The organism is Kribbella sp. NPDC056345 (genome assembly GCF_042262745.1).
GTDB lineage: Bacteria > Actinomycetota > Actinomycetes > Propionibacteriales > Kribbellaceae > Kribbella.
On record NZ_JBHJQQ010000005.1, the window covers coordinates 334567 to 353065 of the forward strand.

Below are 18499 nucleotides of genomic sequence, written 5' to 3' on the forward strand. Positions count from 1 at the left end.
GGTGGTCCAGGTTCGGACGGCCCGGCCGCGCACCCACGAAGTATCCGAGCGCCAGCGCACCGGCGGCGAACACGACGACGGTCCACGCGGGCTGGTCGTACATCAGCCGGATGAACTCCTGCAGGAACACCGAGATACCGATCGCGGTGATCAGTGGTGCCAGCCGTGGCGCGTTCCGCAGGGGACGATACGCGACACGTTCCATCAGCACCGCCGTGCCGACCGACGCGATGATCGCGCCGATGATCATCACCGGCAGGATCCAGACGGCCGTCTTGCCGTCGAAGAACAACAGATAAGTGGTCAGTGCGCCGAAGGCACCGACCATGAACACCTCGCCATGGGCGAAGTTGATGAGCTGCACGATGCCGTAGACGACGGTGTACCCGACGGCGATCAGGGCGTACAGCGATCCCAGAGTCAGCCCGTTGACGAGCTGCTGGAAGAACTGGTCCACGTCGACCTCCCAACTACCTCTGTTCCGACATGCCTCGGGGGCGGGAGGATCACTCCCACCCCCGAGCACATGAGGTCGACCTTGCTTACTTGGTCTCGAACGCCTTGGTCTCCACGGTGGCCCACGCACCCGCGTCGACCTTGTAGACGGTCAGCACCTTGGAGGTGCTGTCGCCGTACTGGTCGAACGCGACCTTGCCGGTCACACCGTCGAAGGAAACCTTGCCGAGGGCATCGATGGTGGCCTGACGGGCCGACTCGACGTCCTTGGCGTCCTTCAGCGACGTCTTCAGGGCGTTGATGATCGCGTTGGCCGCGTCGTAGGAGTAACCGCCGTACGCCGCGGAGTCCTCCTTGTAGCCGGCCGTCTTGTAGTCGGCCAGGAACTTCTTGCCGGCCTCGGTCGAGTCGGTCGGCGCACCGACGGACGTCGAGAGGTCGTTGGTGCTGTTCTTACCGGCCAGGGTGATGTACTTCGGGTCCTTGATGCCGTCGCCGCCCATCAGCGGGACGTTCAGGCCGGCGGCCTTCATCTGCTGCGAGAGCGGCCCGGCCTCCGGGTACTCACCGCCGTAGTAGACAGCCTGCGGGCCCGACGGCTTGATGGCCGAGATGACCGCGCTGTAGTTCTTGTCCTCCGGGTTCACCGTCTGGGCCGCGACGATGGTGCCGCCGAGCTTCTTGAACTCGTCGGTGAAGGTGCCGACCAGACCCTGGCCGTAGGCCTTCTTGTCGTGGATCGTGGCGACCTTGGTGATCTTCGCGGTCTCGTACAGGTACCGGGCCGCGAACGGGCCCTGGACCGCGTCCGTGGTGCAGGTACGGAAGTAGTTGGCGTACGGCCGCTTCGGCTCCGTCTGCCACGCCGCACCCTGGGTCAGGCCCGGGCCGGTGTTGGCCGGCGAGACCTGGACGATGTTCTTCGGTGCGAGCACCGGCTGAACCTGCTGGGCGACGCTGGTGTTCAGCGTACCGACGACGCCGATGACCTCCTTGTCGCCGGCGAGCGCGGTGGCCGCGTTCTTGCCCGGCTCGGTCTTGCCCTCGTCGTCCTTCGGCACGGCCTCGAGCTTCCAGCCCGGGATCGCGCCGGAGTCGTTGGCCTGCTTGATGGCCAGCTCGACGGAGTGCTGGATACCGAGGCCCAGCGCCGAGAGGTCACCCGACAGCGGCGCAATGATGCCGATCTTGGCGACCTTGGTGCTGCCGCCAGTCCCCCCGGCGTTGTCGCCGCCACTGCGAGAACCGCAGGCAGTCAGGGCCAACGACGCAACGATCAGCGACGCGCCGACCCTTACTACGGAACGCTGGTGCACTGTTCCTCCCATGTCTGGATAGTCCGGCCGATCCCCGGACTCCCGCGTTTGCCGCGAGCATCCGCAGGTTAGACCGCCTGATGCTCCCAAGCGAACAGCGCACTGCCTGTGTTGTGAGGTCGTTACAGCTGTAAGTACCATCTTGCAATCTGAGAACTGTCCCAGCGGGGACTTGATGACACAGCGTCAGGTCGTCATCCCGTTTGCGTGAGGAATCGCCGGTCCAGGAATGCCGTGCCCGGTACGGTCCGTGACAAATCTTCACCAGATATCACCTTCGGGTGACAATCCGTGCCCGCCCGGGGCCTCACACCACCGGTACGCCGCCCGTCCGCACCCGCAAGCGCCCGCCCCGACGGGCAGTTCCCCGATGGATGCCATCGGCAACCAGCTCGCGGAGTTGTTGCTCCGTCAGCTGTCTCCGGCCTCGTCCACGACGAGCTCGGCCACCTGACGCATCGACACCCGCTTGTCCATCGCGGTCTTCTGGATCCACCGGAACGAGTCCGGCTCCGACAGCCCGAACTTCGTCTGCAGCACCGACTTCGCCCGGTCCACCAGCTTCCGCGTCTCCAGCCGCTCCGCCAGATCCGCGACCTCACGCTCCAGCTCCGCCAGCTCGACGTACCGCGACGCCGCGATCTCGATCGCCGGCAGCAGATCCGCCTTGGAGAACGGTTTCACCAGATAAGCCATCGCCCCCGCGTCCCGCGCCCGCTCCACCAGCTCCCGCTGCGAGAACGCCGTCAGCATCAGCACCGGCGCGATCCGGTCCCCCGCGATCTTCTCCGCCGCACTCAGCCCGTCCAGCTTCGGCATCTTCACATCCAGGATCACCAGATCCGGCCGATGCTCGGTAGCCAGCCGAATGGCCTCCTCACCGTCCCCCGCCTGCCCGACGACGTCGTACCCCTCCTCGGCCAGCATCTCGGCCAGATCCATCCGGATCAACGCCTCGTCCTCAGCGATCACCACACGCTTAGCAGTCACAAGGGCCACTGTATCGACCGCCACCCGCAGCCCGATGCGCAGTCACCCCGTGGCGATGAGCTAGGATTTTCTTCCGTTGGCCCTGGTACTCCAACGGCAGAGAGAGTCGCCTCAAACGCGATACAGTGTGGGTTCGAATCCCACCCAGGGCACAGTTTCTGTCGGTAGGGCCTGCGAATGTCGTCTCGTGTACGACGAGCAGGTGCGGATCGAAGCGCTGGATGCGATGGCGCGCGGTGAGAGCCTCAACTCGATCAGCAAGTGGCTCGGGGTGAGCCGATTGGCATTGCGTGCATGGCGCGACAACCCAGAGCCACGGTCCAACGGCTGCCCTCGATGCTCGATCAGCTCGCTGGACAGGTCGTCGTACGCGCATCTGCTCGGGTGGTATCTGGGCGACGGCTGTCCGTCGGAGCATCGGCGGCGGATCGAGTTGGCGGAGTGGCAGCGCGAGGTCGTTGCCGAGCACCCGGAATTGCTTCTGCGGGGGTTGTTCAACTCCGACGGCTGCCGGGCGGCGAACTGGGCTACGCGCACGGTCGGTGGTGTGACCAAGCGGTACGAGTATCCGCGGTACCAGTTCTCCAACGAGTCCGTCGACATCATGCAGTTGTGTCAGCAGACCCTCAGCGTGCTCGGCATCCCCTGGCGGATGCCGAGGCGTAACGCCCTTTCCGTGGCTCAGAAGGCAGGCGTCGCCCGGCTCGACGAGTTCGTCGGGCCGAAGACATGAGTGAGGCGGCCGACCACCTGGTCGTCCGCCTCAGTCACAGCACTCTGGTTACGGGTTGGGGGTCCGGTACGCCGGGGCGATGCCTTCGATGGCGTCGCCGATTCGGTGGACTCGGAGGGCGTTGGTGGAGCCGGGGATGGAGGGCGGGGAGCCGGCGACGATGACTACCAGGTCGCCCTTCTTCAGCTTGCTGAGTTCGAGGAGGCGCTGGTCTACCTGGCGGACCATTTCGTCGGTGTGGTCGACGGTGGGGACGATGTGGGTCTCGATGCCCCAGACGACGCTCAGCCAGGAGCTGACCGAGGGGACGGGGGTGAAGGCCAGGACCGGGATCTCGGTGCGGTAGCGGGCCAGGCGCAGGGCCGTGTCACCGGACTGGGTGAAGGCGACCAGGAGCTTGGCGTCGAGGCGTTCGGCCACGTCGGCGGCGGCGCGGGCGATGACGCCGCCCTTGGTGCGCGGCTCCCACTCGATCTCCTTGACGCGGGACAGGCCGTGTTCCTCGGTGGACTCGACGATGCGGGCCATCGTGTTGACGGTCTCGATCGGGAAGCGGCCGACGCTGGTCTCGCCGGACAGCATCACCGCGTCGGCGCCGTCGAGGACGGCGTTGGCGACGTCGGAGGCCTCGGCCCGGGTCGGGCGCGGGGCGGAGATCATCGACTCGAGCATCTGGGTGGCGACGATCACCGGCTTCGCGTTCAGCCGGGCCTGGTCGATGATCAGCTTCTGGACCAGCGGGACCTCTTCGAGCGGGAGCTCGACGCCGAGGTCACCACGGGCGACCATGAAACCGTCGAAGGCCTCGATGATCTCGTCGAGGTTCGCGACCGCCTGCGGCTTCTCGATCTTGGCGATGACGGGAACCCGGAGGCCCTCCTCGTCCATGATCTTGTGCACGAGCTGGATGTCGGCCGCGTCCCGGACGAAGGACAGCGCGATCATGTCGGCCGGCAGGTGCAGGGCCCAGCGCAGGTCCTCGACGTCCTTCTCGGACATCGCCGGCACGCTGACCGCGACGCCGGGCAGGTTGATGCCCTTGTGGTTCGAGACCGGCCCGCCGACGGTGACGCGGCAGATCACGTCGGTCGCGGTCACCTCCTCGGCGACGAGCCCGATCCGGCCGTCGTCGATGAGCAGCTGGTCACCCGGCTTCACGTCACCGGGCAGACCGTCGTACGTCGTTCCGCAGATGGTCACGTCACCCGGCACCTCCCGGGTGGTGATGGTGAAGCGCTCGCCGTAGGTCAGCGTGACCTTACCTTCGGCGAACTCGGCCAGCCGGATCTTCGGACCCTGCAGGTCGACCAGGATGCCGACGTTCTTGCCGGTCTCCGCGGCGGCGGTACGGATCCGCTGATAGATCCGTTCGTGCTCGGCATGGGCACCGTGGCTCAGGTTGAGACGAGCCACGTCCATACCGGCTTGGACGAGTTCCAGGATGCGCTCGGGGGCGGCAGTAGCCGGGCCGAGCGTACAAACGATCTTTGCGCGACGCACGTCACAAAACCCTACTCCTACAAGACCACTGTGCCGCTGGTCCACCCCCGTTACTAGTGAGTTAACACCTTGTGACGACCGGCCGCGAAGCCTGAAACGTCAGGAAGGTAAGGGGGTGTAGGGCCCGACGGTGATTTCGCCCGCCAGCCCGGCCGTGACCGTCTGGAGCCCGATCGGCTTCCCGTCGGTGTAGGTGACCAGCGTCATCTCCCCCGGCCGCCGCAGGGTGTAGCCGAGCGCGAACGCGTACGCCGCTCCCCCGGTCGTCCCGTTCGTGTACGTCGTGACCGGCCGATCGTCGACGACCTTCGTCTCGGGGCCGACCTGCCGGTGCAGATGTCCGGACAGCAGCAGGGTCGCGCACCCCCGGGTGGCCGTCTCGGCGAACGACGACGGGTCGTGGACGACCATGGTGGAGATCCGCTTGTCCTCCGGCTGCTCGCAGGCGACGTCGGCGAGCCGCTTGGACTGGTCGGCGATCGTCTCGTCACCGGGAGTGTCCGCGCTGCCCAGCCCGGTTTTGGTCGGGTCGCTGTCGCCGAGGAACCGGATCCCCTCGACCTCGACCGGCTTGCTGTCGAGGACGGTGAAGCCGTTCTTCCGCATCGCTTCCTCGATGTGCCCGCCGGCGTCGTGGTTGCCGGCCACTGCGACCACTTTGAGGTCCTTGAAGTGCGCCCGGAGCGAGTTGATGCTGAACACCTCCCACGACTGCCCGGACGACGAGTCGTCCCCGGCGTCGATCAGCACCTTCGCGCCGGCCACCTTCGCGACCTCGGCCGCGACCGGGTCCATCCCGATGTTGTCGTGCCGGTCCGAGACCAGCAGCGCGACGGTCTCCTTCTCGGTCGCCTGGTGGATCCGTCCGCCGACCCGCGGGACCTGGTCCCGCAACCGCCCGTAGAACTCGGTGGAACGCTCGTACGTCTCGACCGCCGTCTTGATGATCCCGATCCCGCCGGTGGTGGAGAACCCGGACGCGACCTCGACCTTCCTCAGCCGCGGGTCGAGCGACAACTGCGGCAGCAGCGCGGACAGCGGCCGCCACTCGGTCGGCGCGACCTCCGCCGTACGCATCCGGCCCGGTCCGAAGATGGACGCGATCGTGATCAGCATCGCGACCAGTACGACGACCGCCCGGTGCTCGAACCGCCGCTCGTGCCGGTGCACGAGGTCCCACAGTTCGCGGCGGCGGGTGCGTCCGAGTGAGGTCCACACGGTCGCCACCACGACGACCGCAAGCAGTCCGGACCCGGCGCCCGCGACCAGGTTGTCGACGGCCATCTCCTGGATGGCCTGCTGGATCCGCGCGATCTCACCGTCGGGCTGCGAGGCGATCAGCGCGTCGCGGGTGAGCAGTTCGGTGAGGTTGGCGGCGTCGGTCTCCTGGATGTCGACGTTCACCCCGATCCCGCCCGGAGTATCGGTCGGGATCCGCAACCGCGGCAGGACGGCACCGAGATCGAGCGTCGCGTGCCCGTCGAACGTCGGCGAAATAGTTGCCGCGTGCGCCCCGATCGTGACCCGCTCGGAGTCGTTGGAGAACCCCAGCGCCCCGATCACCAACGTGGTCACTGCCCAGAGCACCATCAACGCGGCCCAGGGCACCACCGCCCGGACCCGCTGCTTCGTCACCAACCGCCTACCCACAACTCCAACCTATCGGCACACCCCACGACATCAATCGACCATCCACGCCGTACCCGGCCACCCCGACAGATAACCCCCGCTGTCGCCCCTTCTCCCCTCGTGTGAAGGGGGCAGAACGAACAACCCGCCGGGATATCGCTTCGCGCGCACCCTTCTCCGTCCGTATGAACGCCCGCGACGAGCACAAGGACGGATAACCCTCGGCATTGCCCGTTCTCACCCCCGTATACCAACTGAGGAGGGGCAAGCCGCACGGATATCCGTTCCTGTGCACCGTTCTCTGGCCGGGTGGGCGGGGGCGATGAGCACGAGGAGGGATATCCGCTGGGGTTGCCCCTTCTCGGCCCTTCACAGGAGGGGAGAAGGGGCGAGAAGGGGGGATATCCGGTCGTGTTGTCAGACCGCTAGGGGGCGGGCTGTTGGGGGGATGGGGGTGGGGAGGGTGGAGGAGCCGGTGAGGTGGGTGTCCACGCCGTTGGCGCAGGAGCGGCCTTCGGCGATGGCCCAGACGATCAGGGACTGGCCGCGGCCGGCGTCGCCGCAGGCGAAGACGCCTTCGACCGACGTGTGGTAGTTCTTGTCGCGTTTGACGTTGCCACGCTCGTCGAGTTCGACACCGAGCTGCTCGAGGAAGCCTTCGCGCTCCGGTCCGAGGAAGCCCATCGCGAGCAGCACGAGCTGCGCGGGGATGGTTCGTTCCGAGCCTTCGACGGGGTTGAACTTGCCGCCCTCGAACTTCACCTCGACCAGGTTCAGTCCCGACACGTTGCCGTCGGCATCGGACTCGAAGTTCACCGTGGAGACGGCGTACACGCGCTCGCCGCCCTCCTCGTGCGCCGAGGCAACCCGGTAGATCATCGGGTACGTCGGCCACGGCTGCCCGGCCGGCCGGTCGTCACCGGGACGGGGCATGATCTCGAGCTGGGTGACCGAACGAGCGCCCTGCCGGTGCGCGGTACCGAGGCAGTCCGCCCCGGTGTCACCGCCACCGATGATGACGACGTCCTTGCCGGTGGCAACGATCTGGTCCTCGACGGTCTGGCCGAGGGCGACCCGGTTGGCCTGCGGCAGGTACTCCATCGCCTGATGGATCCCGCCGAACTCACGTCCGGGCACCGGCAGATCGCGGGCCGCGGTGGCACCGGTCGCGATCACGACGGCGTCGTACCGCTGCTTGAGCTGGGTCCCGGTGACGTCCACGCCGACGTTGACGCCGGAGCGGAAGACGGTCCCCTCCTCCTTCATCTGCTGGATCCGGCGGTCGACCTGGAGCTTTTCCATCTTGAACTCGGGGATGCCGAACCGGAGCAGTCCGCCCGGCGCCTCGGCGCGCTCGTAGACCGCGACCGTGTGGCCGGCTCGGGTCAGCTGCTGCGCGACCGACAGCCCGGCAGGGCCGGAGCCGACGACCGCGATCGTCTTACCGGTCAGCCATTCCGGCGGCTGCGGCTGCACGTGGCCGGTCTCCCAGGCCTTGTCGATGATCGCGACCTCGACGTTCTTGATCGTGACCGGGTCCTGGTTGATACCGAGCACACACGAGGTCTCGCACGGCGCCGGGCAGAGCCGACCGGTGAACTCCGGGAAGTTGTTGGTGGCGTGCAGCCGCTCGATCGCCGACGACCAGTCGTCGCGCCAGACCAGGTCGTTCCACTCCGGGATCAGGTTGCCCAGCGGGCAGCCGCTGTGGCAGAACGGGATCCCGCAGTCCATGCAGCGACCGGCCTGCTTGGTGATGATCGGGAGCAGCGCCTTACCGGGTCCACCGGGGTAGACCTCGTTCCAGTCCTGCAACCGCTCGGCGACCGGCCGCCGCTCGGCGACCTCACGACCGGTGGTGAGAAAACCCTTGGGGTCAGCCATCAGATGGCCTCCATCATCGCTCGCGTGGTGGCGTCCTCGTCCAGCCCGTCGCGCTCGGCGGCCGCCTTGGCCGCCAGCACCCGGGCATAGTCTCGGGGCATCACCGTGGTGAACCGGGCCGACGCGGCAGTCCAGTCGGCGAGCAGCTTGGCTGCCCGTTCCGATCCGGTCTCCTCGTGGTGCCGCCGGACCAGGTCCTGCAACAGATCGGACTCGTCCGAGGTGAGCGGGAGCAGGTCCACCAGCTCCGGGTTCACCAGGGCGCGGTCCAGGTCGAGCACGTGGGCCACGCCGCCCGACATGCCCGCTGCGAAGTTCCGTCCGGTCGCGCCCAGTACGACGACGCGCCCACCGGTCATGTATTCGCAGGCGTGGTCGCCGACCGCTTCGACGACCGCGGTGGCTCCGGAGTTCCGGACACAGAACCGTTGCCCGGCGCCACCACTGATGAACAGTTCACCGGACGTCGCGCCGTACCCGATGACGTTGCCGGCGATGATCTGGTCGGCCGCGTCGAACCGGGCCTGCCGGTCCGGGCGGATGACCACGCGGCCACCGGACAGACCCTTGCCGACGTAGTCGTTGGCGTCACCTTCGAGGCGCAGCGTGACACCGCGCGGGACGAAGGCGGCGAACGAGTTGCCGGCCGATCCGGTGAAGGTGAGGTCGATGGTCCCGTCGGCCAGCCCGGCCGCGCGGTACCGCTTGGTGATCTCGTGACCGAGCATCGTGCCGACGGTCCGGTTGACGTTGCGGATCGCAAGCTGGGCCCGGACCGGTTCGCCGTTCTCGATGGCCGGCTGGCAGATCCGGATCAGCTCGTTGTCCAGGGCCTTGTCGAGGCCGTGGTCCTGCTCGATCACCTGGTGCCGCGACGCGCCCTCGGGCAGCGACGGCACGTGCAGGATCGGCGTCAGGTCGAGACCGTCGGCCTTCCAGTGGTCGACCGCGCGCTTGATGTCCAGCACCTCGGCGTGGCCGATCGCCTCGTCCAGCGTCCGGAAACCGAGCTCTGCAAGGTATTCGCGGACCTCTTCGGCGATGAACTCGAAGAAGTTGACCACGAACTCCGGCTTCCCGGAGTACCGCTCGCGCAGGACCGGGTTCTGGGTCGCGACGCCGACCGGGCAGGTGTCGAGGTGGCAGACGCGCATCATGATGCAGCCCGAGACCACCAGCGGAGCGCTGGCGAACCCGTACTCCTCCGCGCCGAGCAGGGCCGCGATCACCACGTCCCGGCCGGTCTTCAGCTGGCCATCGGTCTGTACGACGATCCGGTCGCGCAACCCGTTCAGCAGCAGCGTCTGCTGGGTCTCGGCCAGACCGAGCTCCCAGGGACCGCCGGCGTGCTTGAGCGAGGTCAGCGGTGCCGCGCCGGTACCGCCGTCGTGCCCGGAGATCAGTACGACGTCCGCGTGTGCCTTGGAGACACCCGCGGCAATCGTGCCGACGCCGACCTCGGAGACCAGCTTCACGTGGATGCGGGCCTTCGGGTTGGCGTTCTTCAGGTCGTGGATCAGCTGGGCGAGATCCTCGATCGAGTAGATGTCGTGGTGCGGGGGCGGCGAGATCAGGCCGACGCCGGGCGTCGAGTGCCGGGTGCTCGCGACCCACGGGTAGACCTTGTTCCCGGGGAGCTGACCACCCTCACCGGGCTTGGCACCCTGCGCCATCTTGATCTGGATGTCGTCGGAGTTCGTCAGGTACTCCGACGTGACGCCGAACCGTCCGGAGGCGACCTGCTTGATCGAGCTGCGCCGGGCCGGATCGTGCAGACGCTCGGAGTCCTCGCCACCTTCGCCGGTGTTCGACTTGGCGCCGAGCTGGTTCATCGCGATCGCGAGCGTGGTGTGCGCCTCGGCGCTGATCGAGCCGTAGCTCATCGCACCGGTGGAGAACCGCTTGACGATCTCGCTGACCGGCTCGACCTCGTCGATCGAGATCGGCTCACGGTCCTTGAAGGCGAACAGGCCGCGCAGCGTCATCAGCCGCTCGGACTGCTCGTCGACCCGAGCCGTGTACTGCTTGAAGATGTCGTACCGCCCGCTCCGGGTGCTGTGCTGCAGCCGGAACACGGTCTCGGGGTCGAACAGGTGCGGCTCGCCTTCCCGCCGCCACTGGTACTCGCCGCCGATCTCGAGCTGGCGGTGTGCGGTCAGGATGCCGTCGGCCGGGTACGCCCGCAGGTGCCGCTGGCGGACCTCCTCGGCGATCGTGTCCAGGCCGATTCCGCCGAGCTTGGACGACGTACCGGTGAAGTACTGCTCGACCAGGTCCGGGGACAGGCCGTTGGCCTCGAAGATCTGGGCACCCGTGTACGACGCGACCGTCGACACACCCATCTTCGACATCACCTTGAGCACGCCCTTGCCGAGCGACTTCACGACGTTGCGGACGGCCTGCTCGGGCTCGATCCCCGGCAGATACGTGCCGCGACGGCACAGGTCCTCGACCGACTCCAGCGCGAGGTACGGGTTGATGGCGGCCGCGCCGTACCCCATCAGGAGTGCGACGTGGTGAACCTCGCGGACGTCACCGGCCTCGACGACCAGACCGACCTGGGTGCGGGTCTTCTCGCGAACCAGGTGGTGGTGCACGGCAGCGGTCAGCAACAGCGACGGGATCGGCGCGCTGTCGGCGTTCGAGTGCCGGTCGGACAGTACGACGATGCGCGCGCCGTCACGGATCGCGGCGTCGGCCTCGGCGCAGATCTCGTCGAGCCGTGCCTTGAGGGCTTCTCCCCCACCCGCGACGTCGTACACACCGCGCAGGACCGTGGTGGCCAGGCCCGGCATGTCGCCGTCGAGGTTGATGTGGCGGAGCTTCGCGAGCTCGTCGTTGGTGATCACCGGGAACGGGATCACCACCTGCCGGCAGGACGCCGGGCTCGGGTCCAGCAGGTTCGACTCCGGGCCGAGGCTGGACGACAGCGAGGTGACGAGCTCCTCGCGGATCGCGTCCAGCGGCGGGTTGGTGACCTGCGCGAACAACTGCGCGAAGTAGTCGAACAGCGGCCGGGACCGGTCGCTGAGCATCGCCATCGGCGTGTCGGTACCCATCGAGCCGATCGGCTCGGTGCCGGCCTTGGCCATCGGGGTGAGGATGACGCGGAGCTCTTCCTCGGTGTACCCGAAGACCTGCTGGCGCCGGGTCACCGACGCGTGGCTGTGGACGACGTGCTCACGCTCGTGCAGGTCCTCGAAGCGGATCAGCCCGCCGTGCAGCCATTCGTCGTACGGGTTCTCGGCGGCGAGGGCGTTCTTCACCTCGGCATCGGTGACGATCCGGTGCGCCTCGACGTCGACGAGGAAGATCCGGCCCGGCTCCAGCCGGCCCTTCTCGATGATGGTTGCCGGGTCGATGTCCAGGACACCGGCCTCGGACGCCAGTACGACGAGGCCGTCCTCGGTCACCCAGTAGCGCGAGGGGCGCAGGCCGTTGCGGTCGAGCACCGCGCCGACCTTGGTGCCGTCGGAGAAGACGACCGACGCCGGTCCGTCCCAGGGCTCCATCACGGTCGAGTGGAACTCGTAGAACGCGCGCTGCTTCGGATCCATCGTGGCGGCGTTCTCCCACGCCTCCGGGATCATCATCAGCATCGCGTGCGGCAGCGAGCGACCACCGAGGTGCAGCAACTCCAGCACCTCGTCGAACGAGGCCGAGTCCGAAGCACCCGGCGTACAGATCGGGTAGAGCTGCTCGAGGTCACCGGGGATCAGCTCGGAGGACAGCAGGGCCTCGCGGGCGCGCATCCAGTTCCGGTTGCCTTGGACGGTGTTGATCTCACCGTTGTGGGCGATGTACCGGTACGGGTGGGCCAGCGGCCAGGACGGGAACGTGTTGGTGGAGAACCGGCTGTGCACGACACCGATCGCCGAGGCGAGATCGGGGTCGGTCAGCTCGGGGAAGAACTTGTCGAGCTGGTCGGTGGTCAGCATCCCCTTGTAGGTGATGGTCCGGCCGGACAACGACGGGAAGTAGGTCTCGGTGTCCTTCTCGGCCCGCTTCCGCAGCCGGAACGCCATCCGCTCCAGCGCGAGCCCCAGGACGCGGCCCGCACTCGCAGCCACGAACAGCTGCTTGAACGTCGGCATCACCGAACGCGCCGTGGCGCCCAGCAGCTCCGGCGTGGTCGGCACGTCGCGCCAGCCCAGAACGGTCAGGTTCTCCTCGGCAGCCAGCTCCTCGATCCGCGCGACGGCCTTGGCGGCGTCGTCGGAATCCGCGGGGAGGAAGGCGATCCCGGTCGCGTACGCACGCGCCACGGGCAGCTCGAAGTCGCACACCTTGCGGTAGTAGGCATCCGGAACCTGGATCAGGATGCCGGCGCCGTCGCCGGAATCCGGCTCCGCACCGGAGGCACCACGGTGCTCGAGGTTACGCAGGGCGGTCAAAGCCTTCGCCACGATGTCGTGGCTGGGTTCTCCGGTCAGGGTTGCGACAAAAGCAACGCCACACGCATCGTGCTCGTGGCGTCCGTCGTACAGACCCTCACTTGGAAAGGGGGCGCGACCATACATTCAGGGGCTCCCGTCGTCCTACGGTCAACAACTGGCCGCGGGACAACATTGGCCCAAGCCGGGTGTCCCGAGACTACCTCATGACGCCCGACAGATGGACAGACATTCCACCGTCAGCACGCCGTTCACACTCAACAGTCACGCCGTGTAAGCAAGCGCTCACTACTTCTTCTACCCATGGTGACACTGTCGGGTTAAATCTGGGGGGTGAGACCACTCGAGCCCAGCACGGGACAGTCCAACGGCGGCGTCTGGATCACCGCCGACGGCCATGTCGCCAAACGCCTCGTCCCGGGAGTCACCGAGCCCCGCCACCATGCGTACTGGGAGCGGCAGGCCCTCGTCGCCGAGTCCGGGATCGTTGCCGGTACGCCGGGGTTGCGGTCGCGGTGCTACCTCGCCGTACAGCGGGAAGCCGACGGGATCACCGTGGTGTCGGAGTATGTGGAGCCGGTGGAGGTCGACGCGGCGCGACTGGCGGAAGCGCTCGGTCGGTTCGGGCGGGTGCAGGTTGACGAGCCGCCGTGGAGTGCACGCGACGTGCTGCGGGATCGGATGGCGGCGGTCGAGGCGCGGGGTGGGTGGGAGGTGCTGTGGGACCACGTGTCGGGGACGCTGCGGGATGCCTTACGGCGCTTGTGGGTACGGCGTTTCGCCGCGCTCGCGGAGCTTGACGCGCTGCCGCGGGTTCCCACGCACGGGGACGCGCATCCGGGGAACCTGAGTGGGTGGGATGGGGAGAACGTTGTCGCGGTCGACTGGGAGCAGTTCGGGGTCGGGCCGGTCGGGTTCGATCTTGGTTATCTGGTGGTGGCGCTGCCGGAGCACGCGGCGAGCATGCTGGCGGTGGACTCCGTCGTACGGCGTGGGGCGGTGCTGACCGCTGCTTTCACGGTCGCGTCGCGGGCTGCGTGGTCGCTCGGCCAGCCGGACCCCGGTGATCATCTTGAACGGTTGCGGCAGCTCGCGTACTACATCGAGGAGGCTTCCAGCCAGGCGCTGTAGAACGCTTGGTAGCTGTCGAAGCGGGTGGTGGTGGCTTCCTGGAGTACGGCGTACTGGGCGTCGGTGCCGCGGAAGGCGGGGCGGTCGAGGGTGCCGTCGGCGAGGAGGACCAGTGCGGTCCGGGCCATCACGAACGCGGTCGTGTGATCGTCGATCTCGGCGCCGAGGGTGAGCTGCTCGGGAGCCATGAAGCGGGTGGAGCCGAACATCCGGCCCATATCGTTGCTGTAGGCACCTGGTCGGTAGTCGTCGAGATCCATCACGGTCAGCTGCTGGGTGTCGAAGTCGTAGAGCATGGAGCCGTCGTAGAAGTCGCCTTCCACCCAGCCGGCCGAGCTCAGGACGTCGTGGAGGTCGTAGAGCTGGTTCAGAGCTTCGCTGATCTCATCGGCTGACAGCGCGCGGAAGCGGTCGAGGTGAGTGCCGAGGTGGTCGCCGTCACGCCAGTCGAAGACGAGCGCCGGACCCCACGGGGTCTCGATCAGGCCGTGGTACGCCGGGAGGAGGTCGTGCTCGACTTCCCCCGCCAACCGGCCGGCGCGGCGGACGGCGTCCTGGCGGAGGGGTGCCGGGGCGAACGGTTCCGGATCGTCCGGGCGGCCGGGGGTTTTGACGAAGTACCGGTGGTTGTCGATCGTGACGCCGTACGAGATGTTGCCGGAGTCCTGGGTATTGGCACCGAACTCGGCGAAGACCTCGCCGATGCTCTGCAGGTAGACGTCGGGCTGCTCGTCGATCTTCGCGGGGAACACCTGCTGACGTTAGCCGATACCCGGGCCGACGAGGGAACCGACGAAGTACGTGAGAGCTGCGGCGAGGCCGCCGAGGATGAGTTGGCGGAGGCCGGAGTACCACCAGGAGCGGCTGGTGACTCTGCTGACGACGGCACCGGCGGCGAAGAGGGCGGTGAGGCTCATGATCAGGGCTGGTACGACGCTGGTCGCGCCGAGGAGGTACGGGAGGAGCGGGATGAACGCTCCGATCGCGAAGCAGACGAACGAGGAACCGGCGGCGATGAGGGGGTTCGGGAGATCGTTCCGGTCGATGCCGAGCTCTTCGCGGACGTGCTCGTCGAGGGCCTGGTCGGGGTCGGTGTGGAACTGTTTCGCGACCTTGTCGGCGAGGTCGGGGTCGAGACCTTTGGCGCGGTAGGTCTCGGCTAGTTCGATCTCTTCGTCGATGGGGTGGCGGGCGATCTCCTGGCGCTCTACCTCGATTTCGGCGCGGGCTAGTTCGCGCTGGGAGGCGACCGAGGTGTATTCGCCGGCGGCCATCGAGAACGCTCCGGCGGCTAGGCCGGCGAGGCCTGCTAGGACGATGAACTTGGAGCCGGACTGGGTGCCGCCGTCCATGCCGGCGATCAGGGCGAAGTTGGAGACGAGGCCGTCCATGGCGCCGAAGACGGCCGGCCGGAGCCAGCCGCCGTTCACATCACGGTGGTTGTGGTCACCGTGATGCTCGGCTGAAACCTGGCGTCCCTCAGTCACGTGGCCCGTCTTTTGGTCCGGCGGGGTTCGTGGGTGCCACAACGCTGTCGCTGCCGTCTGCGGCGGGTGCCGAGGGCTCCGCGGCAGCCGGACCTCCGGCCGGCTCTGCCGCGGAGGAGGAGGTCGCAAGAGGCCCGTCCACTGTGGTTGGGGTGGGCTCGTCGGCGCCCGCCCCGGTCGCCGTACCAACAACTGCCTCGGCGGGTTGGCCGGCGGCGGGGCCGGTGGAGATGTCTTGTTCGCCGGGGCGGGTGCGGAAGCTGATGATGAGGGCGATGACGGCTAGGACGAAGAGGACGATTGAGGTCCAGACGTTCAGGCGGAGGCCCAGGAAGTGGTTGACCGTGTCGATGCGCATGTTTTCGATCCAGGCGCGGCCGGCGCAGTAGGCGGCTACGTAGAGGAAGAATGCGCGGCCGTGGCCGAGGGTGACGCGGCGGCCGACGAGGATGATGAGGGCCATCACGCCGAGGTTCCAGAGGGCTTCGTACAGGAAGGTCGGGTGGAAGGTGGCGAACTCGGCGAAGCCGTCGGGGCGGTGGGCGGGGTCGATCTCGAGGCCCCAGGGGCGGGTGGTGGGTTTGCCGAAGAGTTCCTGGTTGAAGTAGTTGCCGAAGCGGCCGAAGATCTGGGCCAGGGCGATACCGGGGGCGACGGCGTCGAGGAAGGCCAGGAACGGGACCTTGGCGCGGCGGCAGGCCAGGTAGGCGCCGAGACAGCCGAAGCCGACCGCGCCCCAGATGCCGAGGCCACCGTGCCAGATCTTCAGCGCGTCGATCGGGTGCCGGCCCTCGCCGAAGTACAGCTCGGCGTCGGTGGCGACGTGGTAGATCCGCGCGCCGACCAGACCGAACGGGATCGCCCAGAACATGACGTCGGACAGCACCGTCGGCGAGCCGCCGCGCGCGACCCACCGGCGGCGGGTCAGCCAGTAGCCGGCGAAGATCCCGGCCAGGATGCACAACGCGTAGGCACGGATCGGCAGGCCGAGGACATGCCAGACACCCTGGCTGGGACTGGGAATGAACGCCGGCACAATCACGGCTGAGATCAGACTAGACATGGCATCCGGAACGCTACTCGACGGCCCAGCCCAGCGGCCAGGAACCCAGGGTCACGATTCGTGCGCGGTGCGCGGTTCAACTGGTTGCCTTCACGGCATCGTCGACCGCCTTCTGCATCCCTTCCGGGGTCAGCTCCTTCGTCTCCAGCTTCTTGCCGTTGACGAAGACCGTCGGCGTACCGGTGACACCGCGGGCATCGGCCGCCTTGCCGACCGACTCGACCCAGCTGCCGTAGGTGTTGCCCTGGACCGCCTGCTGGAACTTCGCGTCGCCGATCCCGAGCTGCTTGCCCAGCTCGATCAGCTGGTCGCTGGTCCACGACTTGCTGAAGTCGCCGTACATCTCGTCGGCGTACGTCAGAGCCTTGCCGTTGGCCGCCGCGGCCGCGAAGGCGTTCGCCAGCCGGGGCGAGGCTTCCGGGTTCACGAAGGCCAGCGGCCAGTAGGTGAGCGTCGCCGTACCGTCTCCGACGAGCTTGTCGACGGTCGCCCCGGTCATCTCCTCGAACTCCGCACAGTGCGGGCACCGGAAGTCCAGGTAGAGGTCGATGTGTGCCTTCGCACCGGACTTGCCGACCGTGACACCCTTACCCGACTGCCCCGGCCCGGTGATGACGGCCGGTTCGGCGCGTGGCTGGTCACCGGCGTCGACCTTGGAGTGACCCCGCAGGTACTGGAACCCGACACCGGCCACCAGGGCCAGCACCAGGACGATCACCACGACGACGCCGGGCGGGACCCGCTTCTTCTGCTCCAGCAGCGGATTGGTGTTGCTCACGGTGCGGTGTCTCCTGTCGTGGTGTCCGGATCGGATTCGAGGGCGAACTTGCTCGCCGGCCGGAAGCAGAGCCAGATCGCGAGCGCTAGGAGTCCTAGGTCACGCAGTATCTCCTCGAGGTACTTCGTCTGGCCGGGGTCGACCCGTCCGCCGCCGCCGAAGCAGCCGCAGTCGATGGCCAGGCCGCGGGCCCAGGCAGAGGCCACAGCGGCGATGAACACGACCATGAAAGCACCCGCCGCGGCCGCGGTGTGCCGGACACCGAAACCGAGGATCAACAGCAATCCGATCGCGATCTCCAGGAACGGCAACCCCCAGCCGACCGGGTCGGCCAGCCCGGGCGGCAGAATCTCGTAGGCGCGGACGGCCTGCGCCGCGGTCTCCGGATCGGAGACCTTGAGCGCACCGGCGACCAGCATCACGCCACCGAGGACCAGCCGCGCCGCCAGTGAAACCCAGGGCGACCAAGGTTTCACTGGTTGGCCTCCACCAGCTTCCCGAAGTCGTGCGCCATGTCGCCGATCGCGGCGTTCGACATCCAGAGCACGGTGGCCTTGTCGTCCTTGCCGAAGCCGAGCACCTGCGCGCCGTGCCCGACCTCGTAGCCACCCGACGGCAGCTTCTTCATCCCCTCGACCGGTACGCCGACCGCCTGCGCGATGTCCTTGATCGACGCCAGCGAGCCGGTCAGTCCGACGAACGACGGGTCGAAGCGGTCCAGGTACTTGTGGATCACCGGCCCGGTGTCCCGCGCCGGATCAGTGGTGATGAACAGCACCTGCACCTGTTTGCGGACCGACTCGTCGAGTTTGGTCAGCGCGGAGGCGACATCGGCCATCACCGTCGGGCACACGTCCGGGCAGTTCGTGTACCCGAAGAAGATCAGCGTGACCGGCTTCTTGGTGGAGGTGACCAGGTTGAACGGATTCCCGCCGGTGTCGGTCAACGTGGCCGCCGGCAACTTGTACGGCTGGTCGAGCGTCGCCCCTCGCATCCCGTTCGGGTCCTGGCTGGTGCGGATGATCGCACCGCCAGGATTGTCCGGCTTCTCTGCCTTGGCACCGCCGCAGCCCGCAAGGGCAAGTAGCCCCACCGCGGCCAGCAGCAGCGCCGCGTTCCTGGTTCGACTCACAGCAGG

At 67.7% G+C, this 18499-nt stretch carries 14 protein-coding genes, 1 tRNA gene and 1 pseudogene; 3 read left to right on the forward strand and 13 right to left on the reverse strand.

Annotated elements, in window-relative coordinates:
• Window position 1: 1 nt before the first annotated feature.
• The 3 genes and pseudogenes from ACFCV3_RS20350 to ACFCV3_RS20360 all read right to left on the reverse strand — a co-directional run.
• A pseudogene (locus tag ACFCV3_RS20350) lies at window positions 2-457 on the reverse strand (branched-chain amino acid ABC transporter permease); the annotation flags it as partial.
• Window positions 458-542: 85 nt separating this feature from the next.
• On the reverse strand, window positions 543-1784 hold the full coding sequence (locus tag ACFCV3_RS20355; RefSeq protein WP_376031922.1) for a branched-chain amino acid ABC transporter substrate-binding protein: 1242 nt from the start codon (window positions 1782-1784) through the stop codon (window positions 543-545).
• 399 nt (window positions 1785-2183) lie between these two features.
• A complete protein-coding gene (locus tag ACFCV3_RS20360; RefSeq protein ID WP_376031924.1) occupies window positions 2184-2771 on the reverse strand; it encodes an ANTAR domain-containing response regulator in 588 nt (195 codons plus the stop codon).
• A gap of 70 nt (window positions 2772-2841) precedes the next feature.
• On the opposite strand from ACFCV3_RS20360, the gene ACFCV3_RS20365 reads away from it, so the two are divergent.
• A tRNA-Leu gene (locus tag ACFCV3_RS20365) sits at window positions 2842-2914 on the forward strand.
• 35 nt (window positions 2915-2949) lie between these two features.
• Window positions 2950-3495: a transcriptional regulator gene (locus ACFCV3_RS20370; RefSeq protein WP_376031926.1), complete on the forward strand. Its 546-nt coding sequence runs from the start codon at window positions 2950-2952 to the stop codon at window positions 3493-3495.
• A 48-nt stretch (window positions 3496-3543) separates the two neighbouring features.
• Here ACFCV3_RS20370 and pyk read toward each other — a convergent pair whose 3' ends face one another.
• The 4 genes from pyk to gltB form a co-directional block, all read right to left on the reverse strand.
• A complete protein-coding gene (gene pyk / locus ACFCV3_RS20375) occupies window positions 3544-4995 on the reverse strand; it encodes a pyruvate kinase (protein ID WP_376031928.1) in 1452 nt (483 codons plus the stop codon).
• Window positions 4996-5094: 99 nt separating this feature from the next.
• Entirely contained in the window at window positions 5095-6645 is a 1551-nt protein-coding gene (locus ACFCV3_RS20380) for a metallophosphoesterase (protein ID WP_376031930.1), read from the reverse strand.
• A gap of 396 nt (window positions 6646-7041) precedes the next feature.
• The gene (locus tag ACFCV3_RS20385) at window positions 7042-8508 is read right to left on the reverse strand and encodes a glutamate synthase subunit beta (RefSeq protein ID WP_376031931.1); all 1467 of its coding nucleotides are present in this window, start codon (window positions 8506-8508) and stop codon (window positions 7042-7044) included.
• Window positions 8508-13028: a glutamate synthase large subunit gene (gltB, locus tag ACFCV3_RS20390; protein WP_376031933.1), complete on the reverse strand. Its 4521-nt coding sequence runs from the start codon at window positions 13026-13028 to the stop codon at window positions 8508-8510. The genes ACFCV3_RS20385 and gltB overlap by 1 nt, the downstream gene beginning before the upstream one ends.
• A 207-nt stretch (window positions 13029-13235) precedes the next feature.
• On the opposite strand from gltB, the gene ACFCV3_RS20395 reads away from it, so the two are divergent.
• Entirely contained in the window at window positions 13236-14033 is a 798-nt protein-coding gene (locus ACFCV3_RS20395) for a phosphotransferase (protein ID WP_376031934.1), read from the forward strand.
• Here ACFCV3_RS20395 and ACFCV3_RS20400 read toward each other — a convergent pair.
• The 6 genes from ACFCV3_RS20400 to ACFCV3_RS20425 all read right to left on the reverse strand — a co-directional run bounded on the left by ACFCV3_RS20400 (window position 14000) and on the right by ACFCV3_RS20425 (window position 18493).
• Window positions 14000-14785: a hypothetical protein gene (locus ACFCV3_RS20400; protein WP_376031936.1), complete on the reverse strand. Its 786-nt coding sequence runs from the start codon at window positions 14783-14785 to the stop codon at window positions 14000-14002. The genes ACFCV3_RS20395 and ACFCV3_RS20400 overlap by 34 nt on opposite strands.
• 9 nt (window positions 14786-14794) lie before the next feature.
• Window positions 14795-15520 carry a VIT1/CCC1 transporter family protein gene (locus ACFCV3_RS20405; RefSeq protein WP_376031938.1) on the reverse strand — a complete coding sequence of 242 codons (726 nt, stop codon included), beginning with the start codon at window positions 15518-15520 and terminating at the stop codon, window positions 14795-14797.
• Window positions 15513-16583, reverse strand: coding sequence for a prolipoprotein diacylglyceryl transferase (lgt, locus tag ACFCV3_RS20410; protein WP_376031940.1), 1071 nt, complete (start codon window positions 16581-16583; stop codon window positions 15513-15515). The genes ACFCV3_RS20405 and lgt overlap by 8 nt, the downstream gene beginning before the upstream one ends.
• Window positions 16584-16659: 76 nt before the next feature.
• Window positions 16660-17361 (reverse strand): DsbA family protein, encoded by a 702-nt coding sequence (locus ACFCV3_RS20415; RefSeq protein WP_376031942.1) that lies wholly within the window; start codon window positions 17359-17361, stop codon window positions 16660-16662.
• Window positions 17358-17837: a DoxX family protein gene (locus ACFCV3_RS20420; protein ID WP_376031944.1), complete on the reverse strand. Its 480-nt coding sequence runs from the start codon at window positions 17835-17837 to the stop codon at window positions 17358-17360. Before ACFCV3_RS20420 ends, ACFCV3_RS20415 begins: the two co-directional genes overlap by 4 nt.
• A complete protein-coding gene (locus ACFCV3_RS20425) occupies window positions 17834-18493 on the reverse strand; it encodes an SCO family protein (RefSeq protein WP_376031945.1) in 660 nt (219 codons plus the stop codon). Before ACFCV3_RS20425 ends, ACFCV3_RS20420 begins: the two co-directional genes overlap by 4 nt.
• Window positions 18494-18499 lie beyond the last annotated feature (6 nt).

Bases quoted from the DNA above. Each gene is read 5' to 3' on its own strand.
- ACFCV3_RS20355 (WP_376031922.1), bottom strand. From the start codon at position 1,784: ATGGGAGGAACAGTGCACCAGCGTTCCGTAGTAAGGGTCGGCGCGTCG.
- ACFCV3_RS20385 (WP_376031931.1), bottom strand. From the start codon at position 8,508: ATGGCTGACCCCAAGGGTTTTCTCACCACCGGTCGTGAGGTCGCCGAG.
- gltB (WP_376031933.1), bottom strand. From the start codon at position 13,028: ATGTATGGTCGCGCCCCCTTTCCAAGTGAGGGTCTGTACGACGGACGC.
- lgt (WP_376031940.1), bottom strand. From the start codon at position 16,583: ATGTCTAGTCTGATCTCAGCCGTGATTGTGCCGGCGTTCATTCCCAGT.